Source organism: Rhizobium sp. R86522 (assembly GCF_042466255.1).
In the GTDB taxonomy this organism is placed as follows: Bacteria; Pseudomonadota; Alphaproteobacteria; order Rhizobiales; family Rhizobiaceae; genus Allorhizobium.
This window is the reverse complement of sequence record NZ_JAXHBX010000001.1, coordinates 2893194-2912518: the sequence shown is the minus strand read 5'-3', so window position 1 is coordinate 2912518 and position 19325 is coordinate 2893194. Positions and strand designations below refer to the sequence as shown.

Below are 19325 nucleotides of genomic sequence, written 5' to 3'. Positions count from 1 at the left end.
GCGTTCTCGACGGTCAGCCAGATCAGCTTCGAGCCCACCAGTATGCCCAGGCCCCCCTGCCGTAATGATTTCTGCTATGCGCCTCCATTTCGGTCGTTCGGTCTTCATTGCCCTCGCCTGGCAGCGGACATAGCGCGGGAGTGGCGTCACGCCGCATTCCCGACTTTTGGCGTCGACTACGGCAGAGACCATGACGTCGGCGACAAACGCTGCTGGCACAAAGGCACAGTGAAGCCCTTTTCTAGTCACTGGGCGAAAGGCTTCTTCCTACTCAAACATCCTCGTTCCGAACGTGTCGCAGAAGGTACATCCCATAGAGAAAGTTTGGCAGGACGAGCAGTACAGGCAGCAGGAAGGCCCATCTGTCGACTTCGCCGCTCGACGCGGCACCGCTTGCCTCGCTGCTGGCAGAGATCGCGAATGTGCCGAAGTCCCACAGCGCATGATAGATGATCGCCGGCCAGATCGAGCCGGTGCGAACGAGAATGGCGATGAAGGCGAAGCCGCTCAGGGTCGCGGTAAAGGCCTGCAGCAAGGCGTTCAGGAATTCGCCCGTCGTCAGCGCGTTGAGGATGTGGACGGAGCCGAACAGGGTCGATGTCCATATCATCGCGGGCCAGAGCTTCACCCGGGTCCGCAGAGCCTCAAACAGCACACCACGGAACATGGTCTCCTCTGACAGGCCGACAAATGCGGTGCTGAGAAGGATCAAAAGCATCAGGTTGAGAGGTGGTAGTCCAAGGAGACCTGCCACGCTGAGGAACGCAATGACGTAAAGCGCCGGGAACCACATGATCCGAAGCGAGCTCATCGGGTCGGGCGCCCCGAATTTCAGGTCGCGCCAGCCTGCCAGGACAATGACGATGACGAGAAACAGAAAGGCCGCGATAACGTTCCACAGTGGTCCCTTGGAAAGGCCTTCAATCAAGGACTGCTTTTGCCCGCCGCTCAGCCAGATCCCGCCGCCAATGGTGATCGCGGCCCAGAGCACGTAGACGATGAGGCTGAGAGGGAGACGGGCCTTCCCGTGTGCAAAATTCATTTGAACCTACCTTTGTTCACTTGCCTTTGCCGTGGCGATACTCGGCAGTATTGCGCCTCTTCCCGGCATCTCGTCAGGTCCGTTTCCACATCGGCGGCACCATGTTTTTGCGCTTCACGGCCATGAGTAGGACCAAAAGGCCCGTCGCAGTACAGATAACAAGCGCGACAAGGCTTGCTTCCATCCCGAATTTTCCGCCGGTCAAAAGCTGCGGCCCTTCGATCACGGCCTTGAACAGGCCTGGCTGTTCGAAGGCGCCTGACACCGAGCCGGAGAAGATGCCGCCCTGGGTGAAATTCCACGCGATGTGGGCACCGATGCTCAACCAAAGCCTTCGCGTGACCAGATAAAGAGCGGCAAGCAGCAGGCCGGCCTCGATGGTGATGGCGAGCGCGCCAATGATGTTGCCGTCCGGGTTGCCAAGATGCACCAGGCCGAAGATCAGCGCCGAGACCAGTAACGCAATCCAGCTTCCCGCAAGCGCTTCGACATTGCGAAAGATCGTGCCCCGGTGCAGCAGTTCCTCGAAGACCCCCGAACTCAGTGCCATCGCCACGGACGGGAGCATGAGCGAAGCGGGATTGATGCCGTCGATGCTGTAGACCCCGAGAAGGATCAGGATCACGACACACAGTGTGTATAGGCCGGCGCCAGCGAACAGGCCGAGGCCCAGTTCGCGGCCCATCGCCGACAGGGCCAGTTCGTCCACGGTGCGCCTTTCCACGAAACGGACGAAGCCCACATAGACGGCGATTGCCAGCGCCGCCATCAGGGCCGCGCTGGCAATCGCCAGCAGAGGCCGATCGGCAAATTGGACGCTCCAGAACCCATTGCTGATGCCCATCAAAAGGAATAGCAGTGGGGCGAGCAGAAGGATGCGTGTCAGCGGAAACTGCAGGATGCGCAGCCAGAGTGGCGGCGCACCCTTTGTTGCAGCTCCTAAATCCCTTGTCTGTTCCCGAAGGGCCAAGTGCCGGACCTCACTTCGCTGCCTTTGCCCAGTCCGGGATGTGCCACTCGATGCTGATGCTTTCCGCGCAATCGTTCGACAGCTTGCGCCCGGGCTGGTTGATGAAAGCCACGCCCATATCGCCCACGCAGGACTGGTAGATTAGGGCGCCATGGCCGGCCTCGGGGATCATGAAGACCTGAGCATTGCTCAGCTCCTCGGTCGCGATCTCGGCCCAGCTCGCCGGCGTCTGGCTGTCATAAAGGCTGCCGATCGACAGAGTCGGAATGTCGCTCTTGACCGGGACCTGCCAGTTGTCGCGCTGAACCTGCTTGAAGGGAATGCAGGAACCGAAGACGAAGCGGGCCGCTTCGTCGGCATCATCCCCGATATAGGGGTATTTCTGGGCAGCGGTGAAGGCTTGGTAGCCCTCGAAACTGTTGAACGGCAGGTCCTCCTGGCAGGCGTAGTTGAAGAGATAGAGGTCGCCGAAGAAACCTTCCTCTGATCTTGCTACATCCCGCTGGATGATGGCGAAGTAGCCGGCGAGTTCGGCCTCGCTCATGCTGTCAATCAGAGCGGTCAACCGGGCCGTGGCTTCGCCCGTGGTATGGGTTTTGACGAAGGTGCCGAGGGCTTCCTTTGATGGAGTGATGACCTGCAGTGCGGCGTAATCGGCCACCATGCCGGCACCTTTTGTCGCATCGGTTCCGCGCGCGGCAATCAGCGCTTTCTCGAGCTCGGTGTCGAACAAGATGGCGACGGGGCCATAGTTCTTTTCCGCATCGATCTCGTCGCGCAGTTCTTCGATGACGTTCTGGTTGGAACGGGTGATCCTGGCAGAAATCATGGCATTGTCGGCCAATGTGCCGATCAGGGCGCGTTGCGCCTTGGGCAGTGTCGCGGAAGCCTTGGCAACGTCGTCGTCGCCCGGCATCGGCATGATGAAGTCGCGACCGACCAGCAGGTCGACGGTCGGCATCTCCTTACCGCGATGCAATTCGTAGATGAAGGCAGGCAGATAGGGCGTCATCGACAGGTTGCCGTATTTTGCATTGCGCTCCTCGAAAGGGCGGAAGATCGTCTTCGGCTCCACTGGCTTGCCCTGGTGGATGACCTTGCCGGCCTTGGCCGCATGCAGTGTCTCGATGATGATCTTGTCGAGCTCCGGGAAGGTCGCATTGCAGGTCTCATCCGCCTTGCACTGTTCGACCACGTGTTCGATTGGCTCGCTGACCTTGAGCGCGAAGGTGTCGTAGAGCTTTACCCAGGAAGGCGCCACACCGTCTATGATGACCGAGCGGATGCCCTCGGGTGCGACCCGCATGGCTTCCAGAGCCAGCTTCGTACCGTAGGAAATGCCATACATGTTGTAGCTCTCGTAGCCGAGAGCCTTGATGATTGTCGGGATGTCCCTGGCGTTTTCCGTTGTGTTGTACTTGGAGATGTCGATGCCGGCGGCCTCGATCTCCCGCAGGCAATCGGCAATCGTATTGTTGTTGACGTTCGATCCGTCAATGGCGGTGGTCGTATACTGCTTCTTGGCGATGCTGGCGGCATTGGCTGCCAGAGCGTTGAAGCACTTCACCGAATGACCGGACAGGCCTGCCGAGCGCTGGTCCCAGAACACCACGTCGCGGGTCTTCCGGAAGGGTTCGAAGGTCTGGGCCAGAAGCGGGATCTGCACCATTGCGCTCGCGCCTGGCCCACCCTGCAGATAGACGACCGGATCGGGTTCCGGATAGAGCGAATGCGATTTCAGGATCGCGAAGTCGAGGCTGATTTTCTTTCCGTCCGTCTTGGCATGATCCTCCGGAACCCGGACCCTGCCGCAAAATACTGTCTTACCTTCGATCTCGTCCACCGGGAGCGGGCGGGGGCAGACGATCTGGGTGATCAGCGTGCTTCCAGCCGTACCCGCTTTCAACGTGGCGAACCCGTCCTCGGCGTTGCCGGTGAGGAAGGAGATCAAGGCCAGTATGCCGGTATAGTCCATCGTAAAACCCCTGTTTTACTGCATCTTCGGTCATGAAACGGGTCGCGGCACCTGTGTCCGCGACCTGCCAGCAGGCGTTAGAGGCGGCCGCCCCTCAGGTCGATCAACTCACCGCTGTCACGCATCTTGCAGGTCATGTACTGCCGTCCGACTGCGGCCTCGATCATCCATTCATGCTTGCCCGGCGAGCGCGCCTTGGTGAAGTGGACCTGATGGGTGCCGACCGCGAAGTTGCGGGCCACAGTCTGGGCGCAACCCTGATAGGCCATGGGTGGCGCCTTGGCAGCGGACGCCTGCTGGCGATGCGCCATCGAATTCTCGCGCTCCCGATCACCGGCCTGATAGCCTGCGGCATAACCGCTTGTCCGGTTTCCTTCCCAATAGGGGTAACCGTGAACGCCGTCGCGATAGCCGCGCTCGAATTCAGCCGTCTCCTCGCCGCCGCCCGGCTCATAGCCCTCCTCATAATGATGCTTGCTGTGGGCGAGAGCGGCGATGCCGAGAATGGCGATGGCTGCGGCGGCCGCGGCCGCCTTGTCCTTGTCGCTCATGCCGGCTTCAACCGGCTGGAGACCCATCTGAAGAGCGAGGGTCATGGCAGCCAGCAATGCGACGATGCGTTTCATAGTCCCTCTCCTTTGCACTTTTCTGGTTCATGATCCTGATGTCTGCCGGTCGGCGATCTGCTCACCAAGCTTTCACCCGCCGCTCCGGCGGCACCCATTCCTTGTCGCCCTCCTTGATGTCGAAGGCCTCGTAAAACCCGTCGACATGCTTGAGCGCTGCCGTCGCGCGGTAGAAGCCCGGCGGATGCGCATTGCTCATGAAGACGCTGCGGATGGCCTCGTCCGTCACCTTCATCGCCCAGAACTGGGCCCAGGAAACGAAGCAGCGCTGCGCGGGTGTGAGGCCATCGATCGAGACATTTTCTTCCGGATGCTCCGCCAGATAGTCCTTGAGCGCGTCGAAGGCGAAGTTGATGCCGCCGACATCCGCCATGTTTTCGCCGACGCTCAGCGCACCGTTCAGCCTGAGGCCCGGCAGCACCTCATAGGCACCAGCCTGTTCGATGAGTTTGGCGGCCTCTTTGTCGAATGCGTTCGCGTCCTGCGGCTTCCACCAGTTGTTGAGATTGCCATCGGCATCGTAGAGCCGGCCCCGGCTGTCGAAACCATGGGTCATCTCGTGCCCGAGCACCGCGCCGATGCGGCAGAAATAGGTGGGCGCATCTTTCGTCGCCTCGAAAGCCGCCGGCTGCAGGATCGCGGCTGGCACCTCAAAGCCGTTGATCTGCATGTCGTAGCCGGCGTTGATGATAACGGGCAATGTCGAGGTGGAATCCGCGAAGGCCTCGTGTTCCACCGGCTTGCCGAGTTTCGCATAGGAGCGCGCTGTATCGAAAGCATTGATCCGCATGATGTTGCCGATCAGATCGTCCGCGCGGATGTCGACAGTCGAATAGTCGATCCAGTTTTCCGGATAGCCGATCTTGTAAGAAAGTTTTTCAAGCTTTGTGAGGGCCGCTTTCTTGGTGTCGTCGTTGAGCCAGGTCAGGCGCTTCATGCGGTTCTCGAAGGTTTGATGAACACGCTCCACCATGTCTGTCGCCTTGACCTTCGTCTCCTCGGAGAAGTGGCGCTCGACATAGAGACGCGAAACGGGATGACCGATGTTGGCCTGCAGGCTCTGTTGGACGAGCTCCTCGCGCGGCGGGAGCCGGTCAATGCCAAAGACGATCCGGTTCCATTCGCGGGCACTGCCATCGAAGCGTGTCCCAAGGAACGGCTTGAAGTGGTTGATGGCCCTGACCTTGAGGTAGTCCTTGATGTCGGAGAGTGGCCTGTCCGCCAGCACCCGCGAAAGTGTCGCAAGGTAGCGGGGTTGCGTCTGGACAATCGTTCCCGGCACCGAGACGTTGACGGCTGCGAGGATTTTCGTGAGATCGAGTGCCGGGATCTCGGCCTGAACAGCGTCGAACGGTTTGGGCTGGTAGCTGTTGTCCGGGTTCATCGATTCGACCGGTGTCAGCATTGCGCCATGCAGCTCGCGCTCCAGATCAGCAACTATGTCGACCACGGTCGCCGCACGGGCAGTTTCGTATCCGGCCTGTTCCAGAACGGTCTTCAGGTTGCCCCTCAGAGCAATATCGAGTGCCGAACCCGCCGGAGCCTCGTAGAGGTTTTCCTGATTGAAGATCAGGGAACCCTTGACGATGAAGAGCACCATCTTCGTCGTATCGGCCTGATCTGCCGAGGGAACGATGCCGACCAGGGGAACCTCTCCAGCAACGGAAACATAGTGCCCGAGATAGGTCGCGAGATCGTCGAGGCTCGCGATGGCGTCGATCCTGGCCAGTTCAGGCTCGATGGGCGCTATGCCCTTCGCGTCGAGGGCGGCAATATCCATGTAGGAGTTGTAAAAAGCGCCGACCTGCTGCAGCGGACTTCCCTTTGTCGCGGTTGCGGATTTCACCCCGGCCTCCGCGATCAGGTTCTTCATCTGCGCCGTCAGTCTCAGCCCCATGAAGTCGAAGGTCCCGATGCTGACGCGGTCTGCCGGCCGCTCGACGCGGTCCAGCCAGCCGCCCACCGCATAACGATAGAAATCGGTGCCCGGATCGACCGACATGTCCATATTGGTCACAGAGAACGATAGCTGGTCCGGGCCGATCTCTGGCACCGGAACCAATTCGGCCGCCTGCGCGGACATGGCGGCAGACAGGCACAGGAGGACGAGAGGCGTCAGGCGTTGCATGAGGATCCTCTTTTTGGTCAATGATGAAAACCTGTCGTGGCCAAGTCCTCCGCTCATGGCGCGGAGATCCGGTGCCGGAGCGAGCCGGCACCGTTAGGAAGCGGGCCTCACAGAGCGCCCTCGTTCGTCATGGACATCACGTTGGCGACCACTCCGCTATTGGAGACGATGCAGTTCCACGGTGCGCGCGTCGGTCCAACGCCAACGGTGACCTGCGAGTTGGCTTCCGAGAAGATCATTTCGATGATCTCGACATCGCCATTATTCGTGGTGTTGGATACTGCTGCCAGACAGGCGCTACGGGCAGCCGGCGGCACGCTCTCGTCCATCAACCTCGGAGTTGCGGCAGCCGTGGGCGGCAGTTGCGATGTTCCGTCCGAGGTGCAGCCCGCAAGCAGCCCCAAAGCGATGCACATCGTTCCTAAAGTCGTGATGAACCTGATCATGCGTCTCCCCTCCTGTTTTGCTTCATCAGGGCCTGATCGAGCTCAGTTGCTCGCCTCGACCAGGAACCGTCCAGCCGCCCAGCCGGCATTGCTGCCATCAGGCCGGGAAACCCGGCACCATCGTGTTTGTCCGGTCATGCGGCAGCCGCCATTGCGCAGGATCTCGCCATTGACCACGCGCGTCACGATCGGGCTCTGGGCACTCGGGCGGGTGCGGATGTTCAAGGCATCGCCGCGCGAAATGCCCACCACCTGGAAGAAGTCCGGCCCGCCGGAAAGACCATCGGCGAAATCAGGTGCGGGCGGCGCAATCGGCCTGCCGCCAGTGACCTCGATCCGCAGCGTGAAGCGCGCCTGCTCATTGCGGCGCGCGGCATTGCGCATTAGGTAGACCTGCACGACATAGTCGCCGCTACCGGGAACGATGATGTCGGCAAAATCGCCCGAGATTGAGCCGTTGAACAGGGCCTCGCCACCGCCGGGGCCGAGAATGTTGAAGTAGTTGCTGCTGTTCGAGCTATCCATGGTGACGGCGAGCCTCTGGCCGCCACGGACATTGATGCGGTAATTGGCGCCTTCGTAGCCCCGGACCGTCCCGCGGATGACCGTCGAGCTCTGGCCCCGGCCGAATTCGACCCGGGCGCTGCGTTCCTGCGCGAGTGCCGCTTGCTGCCCGAAATCTGCAATGACGACAAGCGCCATCGCGACCACTACACCCACGAACGCACGCCACATACGCATCCGACATCTCCCGTTGGGAAGGCTTCAAGCGATTGAATTGCAACCTCTCGATGTCCCGAGACTGACATGCCTAAAGCCTGCGAACCAGTGAATTATATTCGTCCAATGTGAGAGGGTTTCATGGTTGCACCAGTTTCAAACGGTTGTCCGTCGCGCGGCGCTCCGATGTGCCGAGCTCCTGCTTGAACCACCGCAGCAAGGCGTCGAGAGCAGGCTCAGTTCTGCGGCTTTCCTTGATGCACAGGTGATAATCCTCGTGGATAGGAAGCAGTGCTTCGTCCAGAAGCACCATTCTTCCCGTTTCTATGTCGGGCTGTGCGAGAAAGTCTGGTACGAGCGCCGCACCGAGGTTCTGGCGAACCATGTCGAGCGCGATTACATAGTGGGATGCGAACAGCCAGCGGCAGGTGAGGGGAAGGAGATCCGCCCGGCCGCTGTGTCGCGCATAGGTCTGCCAGTCCGAGCCGATCTTTCCAGGCTGCAGTTCGGTGGTAATGTAATCGAAGCTCTTGTTTCGCGCTGCAACTGTTGACGACACGACTGCAACCAGATTCTCCGGCCAGAGCAGTTGCGCGTGATAGCCGCGATCCTTGGGGAGCGTCGTCACGAACGCATCACCCGTTGCATCCGTGAGTTCCGGATCCTGCGCATACATGTTGATCTGCAGATCGATATCCGGATGGGCCGCATAGAAGGAATGCAGCCGCGGTACCAGCCAGGCCTGGGCGAAACTGCTGCAAATCGCGAGCCGCACCCGATCGCGTGTGCCGCCGATCGCTACGGCCAAGGATCGGTCGATCTCGGCAAAGGCCGGCTGCAGCCGTCGCGCAAGGTCCCGGCCAGCGTCTGTCAATGCGATGCCGCGACCACTTTTCTGGATCAGTCGTTCTCCGACGATCTCTCCGAGCAGCCGCAACTGATGGCTGACGGCACTTTGCGTGACGCCCAGTTCGTCCGCCGCCGCCGCCACGGACAGATGGCGGGATACCGTTTCAAACGTGTGCAAGGCCCTGAGATTATGCCTGAAATCCATCGCGTAATCCTTGATGCGGCAATGCGCTCGATATCGGGCGCCCTGCACCCCGGCACAAGCGAGAGTGGGTGCGCCTGAAACTAACGTTTCATGAGGATTATTTAAAATTCAAGAGAGAAACTCATTGGACACCCGCGGTCGGCCCTGAAATGGTCTCTCACGTCGAAATTGTGAACGAGAGATCGACCATGACGAAGACAGACGATGACAGGCGTCTTTTTGTGAAGGGCATTTCGGCGGTCGCGCTTCTAGGCAGTCCGGTCGCACTCTTGGCCGGGGAGGTGATGAAGGAGGTCGCGGCCTTGAAGCCCGGCGAATTCACCTGGCATCCCGAACGACAGCGGACCGGGCCGGTGGCGATCGTCGTCTCGCTGCCGGAGCAGCGCGTGCATGTCTATCGCAACGGTATCCGCATAGCGGTCGCCACCTGTTCCACCGGAAAGCCGGGGCATGAGACGCCGACCGGCGTTTTCGTCGTGCTGCAGAAGTACAAGCACCACAAGTCCAGCACCTATGACGACGCGCCAATGCCAAACATGAGCCGGCTGACGTGGTCTGGCATCGCGCTTCATGCCGGCAATCTGCCGGGATATCCGGCCTCACATGGCTGCGTGCGCCTGCCTATGGCCTTTTCCGAACGTCTCTTCGACATCACCCATCTCGGCACACCCGTCATCATTTCGGGCGCTGCCGCAGATCCGCAGGAACTCACCCATCCGGGCATGGTGCTCGGTGCCTACGCCGCCCGGGAATTCGGCGATGCCGTGGCGGCGCTGCACGGCAAACAGCGGCCGAACGACTGGACGGACCTGAAGAAGCAGCCCGTGGTTTCGGTCATCATGTCGACCTTCGATGGGCGGGCCTTGCTGGTCGAAAACTCTGAAATCCGCGCCGAGGGAAGGATCACCGTGAGCGGCAGGGACAAATTCAGCAGCCATGTATTCCTGCTTGACGACCTCGATGACGCCGTCCTGGGCATGCGCTGGATTGCGTTTGCCAATCCGAACGAGGACGAGGCTGTTGTCAGCACGACCGCAAACCTTCTCTCCCGGATATCCGCCGACCCGCCTTTCGTGTCGGCCATGCAAAGGGTTCTGCACCCCGGCGCAGTCCTCATTCTGACGGACGCTCCGCTTGCTCCAGACAGCCGGACGGGCACGGATTTCGTGATCATGAGTTGATTGGGTCGCTTCAAGAAGGCGGGTCGTCTTGACGGCTGTTCGCCAAACATATCCTGCTTAAGCTCGCGATCGGTTTGGCGACCTATTCGGCAGTGAAGACCTCCGGCGAATCATATCTCAAGCAGCGAGCCTGGGCCTTTGCCCGCGCTTGTCCTCCATGGCCCCAAGCAAGTGGGGCGCCAAGTGTCTGCTTTTCGGAAGAAGTAGCTGGAACTGGATGTCCGGAAACGGCCCCATAAAGTACATCGCTTGGCGGTCCCCAGCCGATTTTGCAAGACCCGATCAAGCAAGACGGATGGCCTGAATAACCGCAGCCATGATTGCTCGAGTTATTGAGAAGGCGTCGCTTTTTTCTGTGAGAAACAGTCGCTGATTTTGAGCGGAAAACCGACCTAAAATGGCCCGCATGGAGAGCCTGGATTCTCACATAATTTCAAAGGCTTATAAAAAATGCCTTTGAATTCCCTATATTTTTGCGCCGCGAGCGACCGTGGATGCCATCTTTGTCCCCTGGCTTTGGGCTGACGTCAACATGGCGGAGAGCGGCAATAATTTCCGCTCGGGGGCGTAAAGCTGGAGACGAGGTGAGCATTTCGCGTGGCAGCTTTGCGCCTTCATGTCGGCCATTCAAGCCGAAACGCCGAATAGTGGAAAGCTGCTGGTCTGTTTGCGTAACTCCGATGTCCGTGATGGGGGCCTGCCTGTCCGTTAATGGTTCCACTGCTTGAAAAGCGGACATAGGCAGATGGGCGAAAGAGGGCTGCCGGCGGACAGGCAGAAAATCGCCCTATCAGCCATGATCCTTGGCCGAGCTTAACGGTGGTACCGGGACGCTTTACCTGGTGGTTCAATGGCTCGGTAACCGAATGTCGTGCTTGCAAATGTCTCAAGGGCGGAAGGCCCGTGGTGGGTCGCCAAACGGTCAGGCGGCGTTCGCCGCACCGGTGCTTACTCGTTGGTGAAGTTCGCATCGAAGATGGACTTGACCCAGTCATATTGCGTGCTGATCCGGCCGAAACCACCGGTCGAACCATAAACCGCATCGTCGCCCCAGGCGTTGACCCCGACAATAGCCCAACCTTCGTCGGTCTCGATCCACAGCGACCCGCCGCTGTCACCTGAGCCCAGCACGCCTTCGTATTCATCAACCGGCAGGGAGCCGCCGTCCTCGAAGACATTGGTGGAACCGTCCTCGCTGTCGAAGTCGACCAGCAACTGATTGCCGCCTTTGCCGTCGGGGGCGGGGTCCTCGACCACGTCGATGATGTTGCGCGCCGCAGCGGCATCTTCGCTACTGTAATATTTGTCATCCTGGCCGACCGAGCCGATGCCCCTCGAGCCAAAGCCGACCATTGTGGCGCGTTGTCCCAGTTCATCGTCCCCGCCATAAAGGAGTGGCGGCGTATCGCAATCCGTCACGGGCCCGCTCAATTCCACGATGGCCATGTCATAGCCGGGCGTTTCGTCGCTATTGGCGTCGTAATTGGGATGGATATGCACGGCCTTGCCGGTAAATTCGGCACCAGCGCGGGTGTGTAGTAGGTCCAGGTGTTGGGGTCGTCGCCGTCGCCGAAGTTATGCGCCGCAGTCAATACATAAGTATTGCCATCCTGATCGTTGCCGATCCAGGTGCCGGAGGCGCCAATCTGCTCGCCGTCGAAAAAGCTCATAATGGCGCAAAATTGCGGCTCCATGGCCAGCGCCTTGGCGGCGCCGAATCCGTCGCCTTCCGCACCATCCGCCCCGCCCTGATCGGCCCAGGTGCTGTCGAGAATGATCACCGCCTGGGCTGGACCAGCCGCAGCCAAACTCAGCAGCGCCGTGCCCAGCAGCGCCGATACGATCCTCGATTTCATGCCTCTCCCCTTGGGTGTCTCACTGGGCATTTGTGCAATGTTGCGCTCTGGTTGGTATTCAGAATGCAGGGTGTCGTGGTGATGCCAGCTTCGCGCGAGACAAAGCCGTGCGCCTCGAACAGCGGTACGTTGGGTGAAGGGGGACGGCTGTTGGAGGCGATGGACTTGCCCCTTGGCCCACAGCCAATAGTCGCAATACACCGTGGGCAATATCATCGATTAGTCTCTGTTGTTTCGGCCCAAACGCCGAGGGTTTCCCCCCGTTTCATCCTATTACCAGCGCAATTAATTGAACGACAGCTTTCGATTTAGCGAATTGCAAAAGCGAATGACGGCAATGGTGGATGCTTTCGTACGCCTGACGGCACCCGAAACCCTCCACCATCTCGGTCGTAGAAACTTCGCGGCAGGCACCTGAAATCAGACGCGGCTCGCGCAAGTGGCTCGTAGCCTTTCCGCCACTTGCAGACAGTGAGATCTCTGCAAAAACAGTTCGTCGTTATGAACCGCATGGCCGGCGCTGCCGCGGGCTATGCAATCATGACCCTATCGATCTGGGCGGATTTCGATGAATGCGTGGGACCTATCGCGCTGCGGGTTCTATTTCGTCCCGCACTCTTGGCTTCGTAAAGAAGCTTGTCCGCTCGTTCATACAAGGTCGTCAAGGCATCGTCGTTAGAGATAGGTGTGATGCCCATGCTCGTTGTCACGGGCCCTGCGAGACCCGGAACCGCATTGGCGACGGTGGCTGGGATTGCTTGGCGGCTAAACTCGGCCTGTGCATCCACGTCCTGACCTCGAATGAGAAGGATGACCGTCTGCTCGGGCGTGGATTTTCGTCGTGAAGCCGCCAATTTGTCAACAGGGCCTAGCAACCGCAACGTTGCGGCTCGATGATCTTGTGCCTGGAACGTCTGTTGGCTAATGCGTCAGGCAAAGCTCTGCGGCATGCCAGTATCTCCGCTACGACACCAGTACAGTAGGACGCAGCAACGATGGTGGCTTCGGTTTTAAGTCGGTCAGTTTTAATCACCGGGGCGAGGGCACCGGTGGCATTGCACCTCGCGCGGCTCTTCCACGGCGCAGGTTGGCGCGTGCTGCTTGCCGACACGCCAGCCAAACCGATTTCAGCCGCCAGCCGTGCCTGCGATGGCTATTTTCGTTTGCCACCGCCGCGTTTTGAACCGAAACGCTATGCCGATGTGGTCGAAGACCTGGTGAAACGGGAAAATGTCTCATTGGTCGTGCCGACCTGCGAGGAGATCTTTTATCTGGCTGCACTCTGGCGCGAACGGGGGATGACGGCACGGCTGTTCGCGCCAGACGCAGATGTCCTTACACGGGCGCACAACAAGTTTGATTTCATCGAAATCTGCAAAAGCCTCAAACTGGCAGCGCCGCATACCGTGCTCCTGCAGAACAGAGCCGACCTTGCCGCTATCCGCTCGATGGCGTCTCAGATGGTTTTCAAACCCGCCTGGTCGCGCTTTGCGAGCCGGGTGCTGCTTCAGCCGAAACCTGAAGAGGTAGACGCTCTTGCGCCAACGCCTCAGGCACCCTGGCTCGCCCAGGAATTCATCGCGGGACAGGAGATCAGTGCCTACGCCATCGCGCAGAATGGCCGTCTGCAGGCGCTTTCGCTCTACAGCTCAATCTACCGTGCCGGCAAGGGCGCGGGCATTTATTTCAAGCCTGTTGAGAACGAGGCGGCCAAGGCTTTCGTGACGGATTTTGCCGCCGGCACCGGTTGGACGGGCCAGCTTTCCTTCGACCTGATCCTCAAGACCGACGGTGCCGTACTGCCGCTTGAATGCAATCCGCGCGCTACAAGCGGGCTGCATTTCTTCTGCGATCCAAAGCCATTCGCACAGGCGATCTGGACAGGCGAAGGCAGCCTGAAACCGGATATATCCAGCCCGCAGACAGTCCGCCTTGCCTTGTGGATCTACGGGCTGCCAGCCGCTCTGCGCCGTGGCGATCTCCGCAGCTTTATGCATGACCTCAAAAGCGCGGAGGAGCTTCTCGACTGGCCGCAAGACCCTGAACCAAAACGCGCGCAATGGCGTGCGCTTGGCGAAATCGCGGCGCTCGCCCTTCGCCACCGCATTTCCCTTCAACGCGCCTCCACCCGCGATATCGAATGGGACGGGCCGGATCAGAGTTCGAAAGAGAAACTCTCCGACTGATTGGCAGCAGGCGGCGCTGCACCGTCCATGATCGCCTCGATGCTTCGACGCAGGAAATCAAGCGGTCCGATGATCGCCGATGCCTGCGGCCAGTAAGCCGCATTCCGGCTTGCCGATGCCAGTACCCGCCGGTCCTGTTCCAGGGCAATGCGGAACATGGGCCGGAAAGCCAGAGACTTCAGGTGATCAAGCAGACCGCCCTGCGGCCCGATCAGGCAACCGATCCCATCCACCTGGCTCTCCGCCGCCTGACGGAGATGGAATGTCGTCGCAAGTACCAGGCCCTTCGGCCCCCAGTATTCCAGTTCGGCAATACCGGGATAGCGGAAACGCCCAATCGTCCTCACCCGCTCCCCCTCCAGCAAACGGCTGATCAGGCCGTTTTGCCGTTCTTCGCCGGTATAACACGCCTCGACCCAGCCGGGACCGCCGGTGACATCGACACGCACGCGCTGCCGCTCGCTGCTCAATCCGCGCAGAAGGCCCTTGTGGGTGAAATGGGTGTGTGTTGCATCGAGAATGTTCTCGGCGGCATCGACCAGCGTCGAGCGCGTGCTGCTGCTCACAAGCTTGACGATGATCTTCTGCCCCTCGGCGCAGTGCAGATAGGGCTCGTCCTTGGGCGCGCCGCTTGCCACGAACACCACACCCTCCTTCACGAATGTCGTCAATCGTGGCACGCGATAGCCGGGCACGGCACCCGTATGACCGGGAATGGCCGTACAGAAACCTGCCGCGTTGAATCGCCAGCCGTGATACGGACACTCGATCTCACCGTCTTTGACATTGCCCTTCGAGAGTTCCACATGCCGGTGGGGGCAGCGATCATGCAAAGCGGCAATCGTCTCGCCGCTGCGAAACAGCACCACAGGCAGTCCTGCCAGCAATATCCGCCGCGGTCTCTTGCCAATCTCAGAGGCAATGGCAACGGCCTGCCAGGTGTCGGGAGACATGCTCACAGGTCAAAACCCTCCAGAAGCGGAATGCCTATACGCCGCAGCAACGCCTCCATGACCCGCACCGCCATCCGCTGGCGTGCCGGAAAATGCGCGACATAGACGGCATTGTATTCGATGACGGGTACCGCACCGCGCAGGCTTTTGAAACGGCCTGCCCCGGCGCTCATGTTGAAAAACAGCCCCCGCTCCGCCGCGATCATCTGGCCTGTCGCCATGACCAGCCGATAAAGCCCATCCTTCAATGGAAGGCTCGTATCATAGCCGACGATCGGTTGCGTCAGCGTGCGACCATTGGCGAAAAAGCCGGACACCGCCGCAAGCCTGCCCGCGCCGTCCCGGAAGCCTACGAGGTCAAACAGGCCGCGCCTGTGCATCTCCCTGATGTAAAGCGCGGTATATTGCGGATTGAGCGGGGTATATTTTTCCAGATACAGCAGCGCGTAAAGCTCGGCTGCACGCTCGTAATCCGCTTCGGTAAAGCTTTCTCCGGCAGCAAACCGGTAGGCTGTCCGACTGATGAGCTTGCGGTCATACCCTTGGTTCTGCGTCTTGCGTCGGTCATTGCCGGAAAACAGATAGATCCGCCGCGCCGCGATCATGCGAAATCCCGCCGCCCTCAGATGACGGATCGAAGACCCGTCAGCCATTTCGTTCAATGAGCGGATGATAATCGCCCGATTGGGATATCGCTCGCACAACTCTGCCACCAGCCCGGAGGCCCCCGAGGCGCTGATGGCCGGCACCGGATTGGTGGACAGCAGCCAGTTGTTGACCTGCACCTGCTGATCGAGCCCACTGGCCCTCAAAAGCGGGCCGCAGGCACGGATCAGGCCAGATGCAGCCCAACGCAAGAGGGGAGCGCTGGCAAAATTGCGTGTCTCGTCGAGGGCATAGTCGATATAGGCGCTGCTTGGGCAACAGATATAGCAGGTCGGAGCATCGCGTTGCTCGTTGAGGGTAATCGGAAAATGACGCCCTTCCACGTCGATTGCATCAACCTTTGTCGAGAGGTTGCCAATGAGGTCCGGGACGGGATAGGCGTTGAAAAGCGCCACGAAACGACGAACCGCCTCCGGCTCATTGGACACCGCGCTACCCGCTCCAGAAAGTGTCATCATCGTGCATCCTCAGGCGGAAGCCGATTTTCCACCCGTCGAAGCTTCCGGTGAGGCTCAAATTCCATCGCCTGCTGTCGAAGGATAAGTGTCGGGGACAGCCCGCGCCGCGAAAACACATCGGCGAGTGCATCCCGGGCCGCCTTTGCACCATGGGCGGCGAGTTTTGGCTCCAGCACGAGCGCGATCTGCTCGGCCCCCTCGCGCAGGATGCGAAAATCGGTGATCGAGCGATCGGCCTCAAGCACGGCGTTGCGCATCACATCAGGCGTCACCAGAAGCCGCATGCCATCCGCACGGTCAAAAACAAACGCGTCATCCAGCCGACCGACGATCTCGTCGACAACCTGGAGCGGCGACCCACAGGCGCAGGGGCGGTCGGACAGGCGCAGAAGGTCGTTCATGCGGTACCGTGCCATGATCTGGAACCGGCGCCGGAAGCAGGTGACACGGGGCGAAACCAGCCCGCCCTCCACCGCCTCGAATTCGAAGAAATTGGCGTCTTCTGCAAGATGCAGGGCCCCATGCGAGCAGGAGACAGCGAAAAGCCCTTCCGTCGCCATGTAGATCTGCCCCAGCCTCTTGCCGAAGTGGGTCTCGATGATCGTGCGGTCGAAGGGATCCAGCGTTTCGCCACCGGCAAAGATGCGTCTCGGCTGCAGCCTTTCGGCATGCTCGGCAAGATGGCGCAAAACCCGAGGCGGCGCGACGATGGTGGTGGGTGCAAACCGCTCCAGATCGTCAAGCCAGGCTTCGATACCCCGGTTGAGATCGAAAAACATCAGTCGCAGCAAGCGGGAGCGATTGGCACCGTCATAAAGCGCGGAGTTCTGCGGCAGGATGACGGCAACCCTTTCGGGATCAAGAAGGAACCGCGGCACGGCTTTTGAGAGAATGGTGCCCAGCCAGCGGTCCTTGTCGCAGGCATCAACAGCATAAAGCGCGCGATTGCCGCTCGTGCCGGTGCTTGCACCAAGGCTGACCTCCCCGATCTGGCCGGTGGTCTGGAACGCGCGCCATCCGTCCTCGGCGCTGATCCGCCCTCGGTTGAAGGCGGCAAAATCTGCCATGACCACGGACTTGTCGATGATGGGCAGCATCTCCAGCCGACGTGCTGCACCCTCGTAGAAATCGACAGCGGGCAGGCTGTGGTCGAGCCAGCGCTGAAGCGCCGAGGACTGCCAGCGCTTGAACGCGACACGCGAGCGCCCGGTCCGCGAGGTCCAGAGAGTTTGCGCAAAGGCGGAGGCAATGCGAAGGCGGGAGCTCACGGCATGCCCTCACCCAGATCATGTGGGCTGACCGCAGGGTCGTGACACAAAAGCACCTCACCGCTCGCCTCCTGAAAGGCAAGGACGCGACGGGTGCTCTCGGCAAGGGCCAAGGGATCGTCAGCCACGAGGCTTGCGGGAAAGCCCGGACGCCGCTCCGGCACCAATGCATCCCCGCACCATTGTGCATCGACCGCATAGAGAAGCGGCCGCGGCATGGCGCTAAAGCACAGACCGAAATGGCCGGCGGCATGCCCCGGAAGATCGATGGCAAGCACGCTGCCGTCACCGAAAAGGTCGCGGCCTTTCCCAAGGCCAAGCGGCGCCTCGATCAGGGCAAATCCGTCGACATCGACCGTTCGCGAAAGAAGGCCGGCAGGCAGAAGCTCGGTGAATATGCCGTGGCGCAGATTGGCCCGAACGGGCGCCCGCAGGACGCGTCCCAGCATCTCTTGCTTTGCGATGATCCGCGCATTGGCAAACGCATCGAGACCCGCGACATGATCGGCATGGAAATGGGTGACGATGACGATAGAGACATCATCGGGCGTAAATCCGAGCCTTTGCAAAACCGCTGCGGGCTGCCCGCTCGTCACCAGATCCGGACCGAGGATTGCGTTATAGAGGCGCAAGCCGAGGCTGCGCTTGCCCTGCGTCACCCGCGGCCCATAGCCCGTATCGATCAGCACAAGCCCCGCTGTCGGATGCTCGAAAAGACCGTAGCGCACCCTCAGAGGCACGGGCCGCCAGCCTCCGCCGCGAAGATAGAAGCGTTCCGGCGCGCTGACAAAGGCGCTGTTGGCAAACACCGGTCTCATGGCCCGCGCCCCTGGGCAATCGTCATTGCAAGCCCCTCTTCGAATGAGATCCGAGGTCGCCAGCCAAGCATCCGGCGGGCCTTGGAGATATCGAGGCTCTGGCGAAACGCAAATAGACCGAGCGTATAGGGCGTAACCAGGGGCTCGGTTGAGGCCGAACGGGCAAGGCTCACCAGTTCCACCAGGCGAGCAGCCGCCAGCGCCGGATAAAACGGCACGCGTCTCCAGCGCAGCTCGATTGTAAGCCTTGAACAAACACGCTCGACGATGTGACGCACCGGCACCATTTCGCCACTCGAAATGTTGAAGGTCTGCCCCTCGATATCACTGATCGTCAAAGCCGCCTCGATGGCCTGCACAACATCATCAACATGGGTAAGATCGATGGCGGCCGCGCCGGACCGCAACAGCGGCAGGGGACCATGGCGGGCAGCAGCCGTGATCCGAGGCAGCAGCGTCTGGTCGCCAAGGCCATAGATGCCACGCGGCCGCAGGTTCACCGGGCCGACACTCCCTCGGGCAAGAACCATTGCTTCGGCCTCGGCCTTGGTTCGGGCATAGGCGTTGATCGGAGGCGGCAGCAGCGCCGTTTCGGCGACGTCGGTCTTGTCCTTGAGTTCGAAATAAACCGTCGGCGAGGATATGTTGACGAAGCGAAGGGCCTTGAGCGCATGAGCCAGATCAAGCACATGGCCCGTGCCCTCGACATTGGCCAGGCGAAAGGCTGCAGGCTTTCCCCAGGATGCCGAGAGTGCCGCACAATGCACCACAGCATCCACGGTGCCGATCTCATCGACAAGTTGAAGCACGGGTCGGGACATATCCGCGCAAACGGTCGCGAAACCCAGATCCTGGAGATGACGGCAACGGGCCTCATCACGACCGAGCCCGACCGTCTCAAATCCGCGGGCCGCCAGATACCGGATCAGCCGACCGCCCAGAAAACCCGTGGCGCCTGTGACGAGAACACGCATGGGA

Annotated in this window: 18 protein-coding genes; 2 read left to right on the top strand and 16 right to left on the bottom strand. The window is 60.5% G+C overall.

Annotated elements, in window-relative coordinates:
* Positions 1-271 precede the first annotated feature (271 nt).
* The 8 genes from SJY08_RS14195 to SJY08_RS14160 all read right to left on the bottom strand — a co-directional run bounded on the left by SJY08_RS14195 (position 272) and on the right by SJY08_RS14160 (position 8961).
* Entirely contained in the window at positions 272-1042 is a 771-nt protein-coding gene (locus SJY08_RS14195; RefSeq protein WP_377276434.1) for a CPBP family intramembrane glutamic endopeptidase, read from the bottom strand.
* Between the two features lie 73 nt (positions 1043-1115).
* Positions 1116-2012: a CPBP family intramembrane glutamic endopeptidase gene (locus SJY08_RS14190; RefSeq protein WP_377276432.1), complete on the bottom strand. Its 897-nt coding sequence runs from the start codon at positions 2010-2012 to the stop codon at positions 1116-1118.
* Positions 2013-2022: 10 nt separating this feature from the next.
* The gene (locus SJY08_RS14185) at positions 2023-3987 is read right to left on the bottom strand and encodes an alpha/beta hydrolase (RefSeq protein ID WP_377276430.1); all 1965 of its coding nucleotides are present in this window, start codon (positions 3985-3987) and stop codon (positions 2023-2025) included.
* Between the two features lie 77 nt (positions 3988-4064).
* Positions 4065-4613: a hypothetical protein gene (locus SJY08_RS14180; RefSeq protein WP_377276428.1), complete on the bottom strand. Its 549-nt coding sequence runs from the start codon at positions 4611-4613 to the stop codon at positions 4065-4067.
* A gap of 61 nt (positions 4614-4674) precedes the next feature.
* Complete coding sequence (locus SJY08_RS14175; protein ID WP_377276426.1) at positions 4675-6741, bottom strand: M13 family metallopeptidase; 2067 nt, start codon at positions 6739-6741, stop codon at positions 4675-4677.
* Between the two features lie 107 nt (positions 6742-6848).
* Positions 6849-7187, bottom strand: coding sequence for a hypothetical protein (locus SJY08_RS14170; RefSeq protein ID WP_377276424.1), 339 nt, complete (start codon positions 7185-7187; stop codon positions 6849-6851).
* A 42-nt stretch (positions 7188-7229) separates the two neighbouring features.
* Positions 7230-7928 carry an SH3 domain-containing protein gene (locus SJY08_RS14165; protein WP_300890356.1) on the bottom strand — a complete coding sequence of 233 codons (699 nt, stop codon included), beginning with the start codon at positions 7926-7928 and terminating at the stop codon, positions 7230-7232.
* Positions 7929-8046: 118 nt separating this feature from the next.
* Positions 8047-8961 (bottom strand): LysR family transcriptional regulator, encoded by a 915-nt coding sequence (locus SJY08_RS14160; protein WP_377276422.1) that lies wholly within the window; start codon positions 8959-8961, stop codon positions 8047-8049.
* A gap of 188 nt (positions 8962-9149) precedes the next feature.
* Between SJY08_RS14160 and SJY08_RS14155 the strand changes: the two genes are divergently transcribed.
* On the top strand, positions 9150-10142 hold the full coding sequence (locus SJY08_RS14155; protein WP_377276420.1) for a L,D-transpeptidase family protein: 993 nt from the start codon (positions 9150-9152) through the stop codon (positions 10140-10142).
* Between the two features lie 948 nt (positions 10143-11090).
* Here SJY08_RS14155 and SJY08_RS14150 read toward each other — a convergent pair.
* From SJY08_RS14150 to SJY08_RS14140, 3 genes are all read right to left on the bottom strand, one after another.
* Positions 11091-11588 carry a hypothetical protein gene (locus SJY08_RS14150; protein ID WP_377276418.1) on the bottom strand — a complete coding sequence of 166 codons (498 nt, stop codon included), beginning with the start codon at positions 11586-11588 and terminating at the stop codon, positions 11091-11093.
* Positions 11570-11998, bottom strand: coding sequence for a hypothetical protein (locus SJY08_RS14145; RefSeq protein ID WP_377276416.1), 429 nt, complete (start codon positions 11996-11998; stop codon positions 11570-11572). The genes SJY08_RS14150 and SJY08_RS14145 overlap by 19 nt, the downstream gene beginning before the upstream one ends.
* Positions 11999-12528: 530 nt before the next feature.
* On the bottom strand, positions 12529-12786 hold the full coding sequence (locus SJY08_RS14140; RefSeq protein WP_300890360.1) for a diguanylate cyclase domain-containing protein: 258 nt from the start codon (positions 12784-12786) through the stop codon (positions 12529-12531).
* Between the two features lie 261 nt (positions 12787-13047).
* Here SJY08_RS14140 and SJY08_RS14135 point away from each other — a divergent pair, with 261 nt between their 5' ends.
* Positions 13048-14184: an ATP-grasp domain-containing protein gene (locus tag SJY08_RS14135; RefSeq protein WP_300890361.1), complete on the top strand. Its 1137-nt coding sequence runs from the start codon at positions 13048-13050 to the stop codon at positions 14182-14184.
* On the opposite strand, the gene SJY08_RS14130 is transcribed toward SJY08_RS14135, so the two are convergent.
* From SJY08_RS14130 to SJY08_RS14110, 5 genes are read right to left on the bottom strand one after another with little or no spacing between them, the layout of a single operon-like run.
* Positions 14154-15137 carry a Rieske 2Fe-2S domain-containing protein gene (locus SJY08_RS14130; protein WP_377278603.1) on the bottom strand — a complete coding sequence of 328 codons (984 nt, stop codon included), beginning with the start codon at positions 15135-15137 and terminating at the stop codon, positions 14154-14156. The two genes, SJY08_RS14135 and SJY08_RS14130, sit on opposite strands and share 31 nt — an antisense overlap.
* Positions 15138-15139: 2 nt before the next feature.
* Complete coding sequence (locus SJY08_RS14125) at positions 15140-16261, bottom strand: GNAT family N-acetyltransferase (protein WP_377276413.1); 1122 nt, start codon at positions 16259-16261, stop codon at positions 15140-15142.
* Positions 16258-17529, bottom strand: a complete 1272-nt coding sequence (locus SJY08_RS14120) for a CoF synthetase (RefSeq protein WP_377276411.1) — start codon at positions 17527-17529, stop codon at positions 16258-16260. The genes SJY08_RS14125 and SJY08_RS14120 overlap by 4 nt, the downstream gene beginning before the upstream one ends.
* Entirely contained in the window at positions 17526-18347 is an 822-nt protein-coding gene (locus SJY08_RS14115) for an MBL fold metallo-hydrolase (protein WP_377276409.1), read from the bottom strand. The genes SJY08_RS14120 and SJY08_RS14115 overlap by 4 nt, the downstream gene beginning before the upstream one ends.
* Entirely contained in the window at positions 18344-19321 is a 978-nt protein-coding gene (locus tag SJY08_RS14110) for an NAD-dependent epimerase/dehydratase family protein (RefSeq protein WP_377276407.1), read from the bottom strand. The genes SJY08_RS14115 and SJY08_RS14110 overlap by 4 nt, the downstream gene beginning before the upstream one ends.
* Positions 19322-19325: the final 4 nt, after the last annotated feature.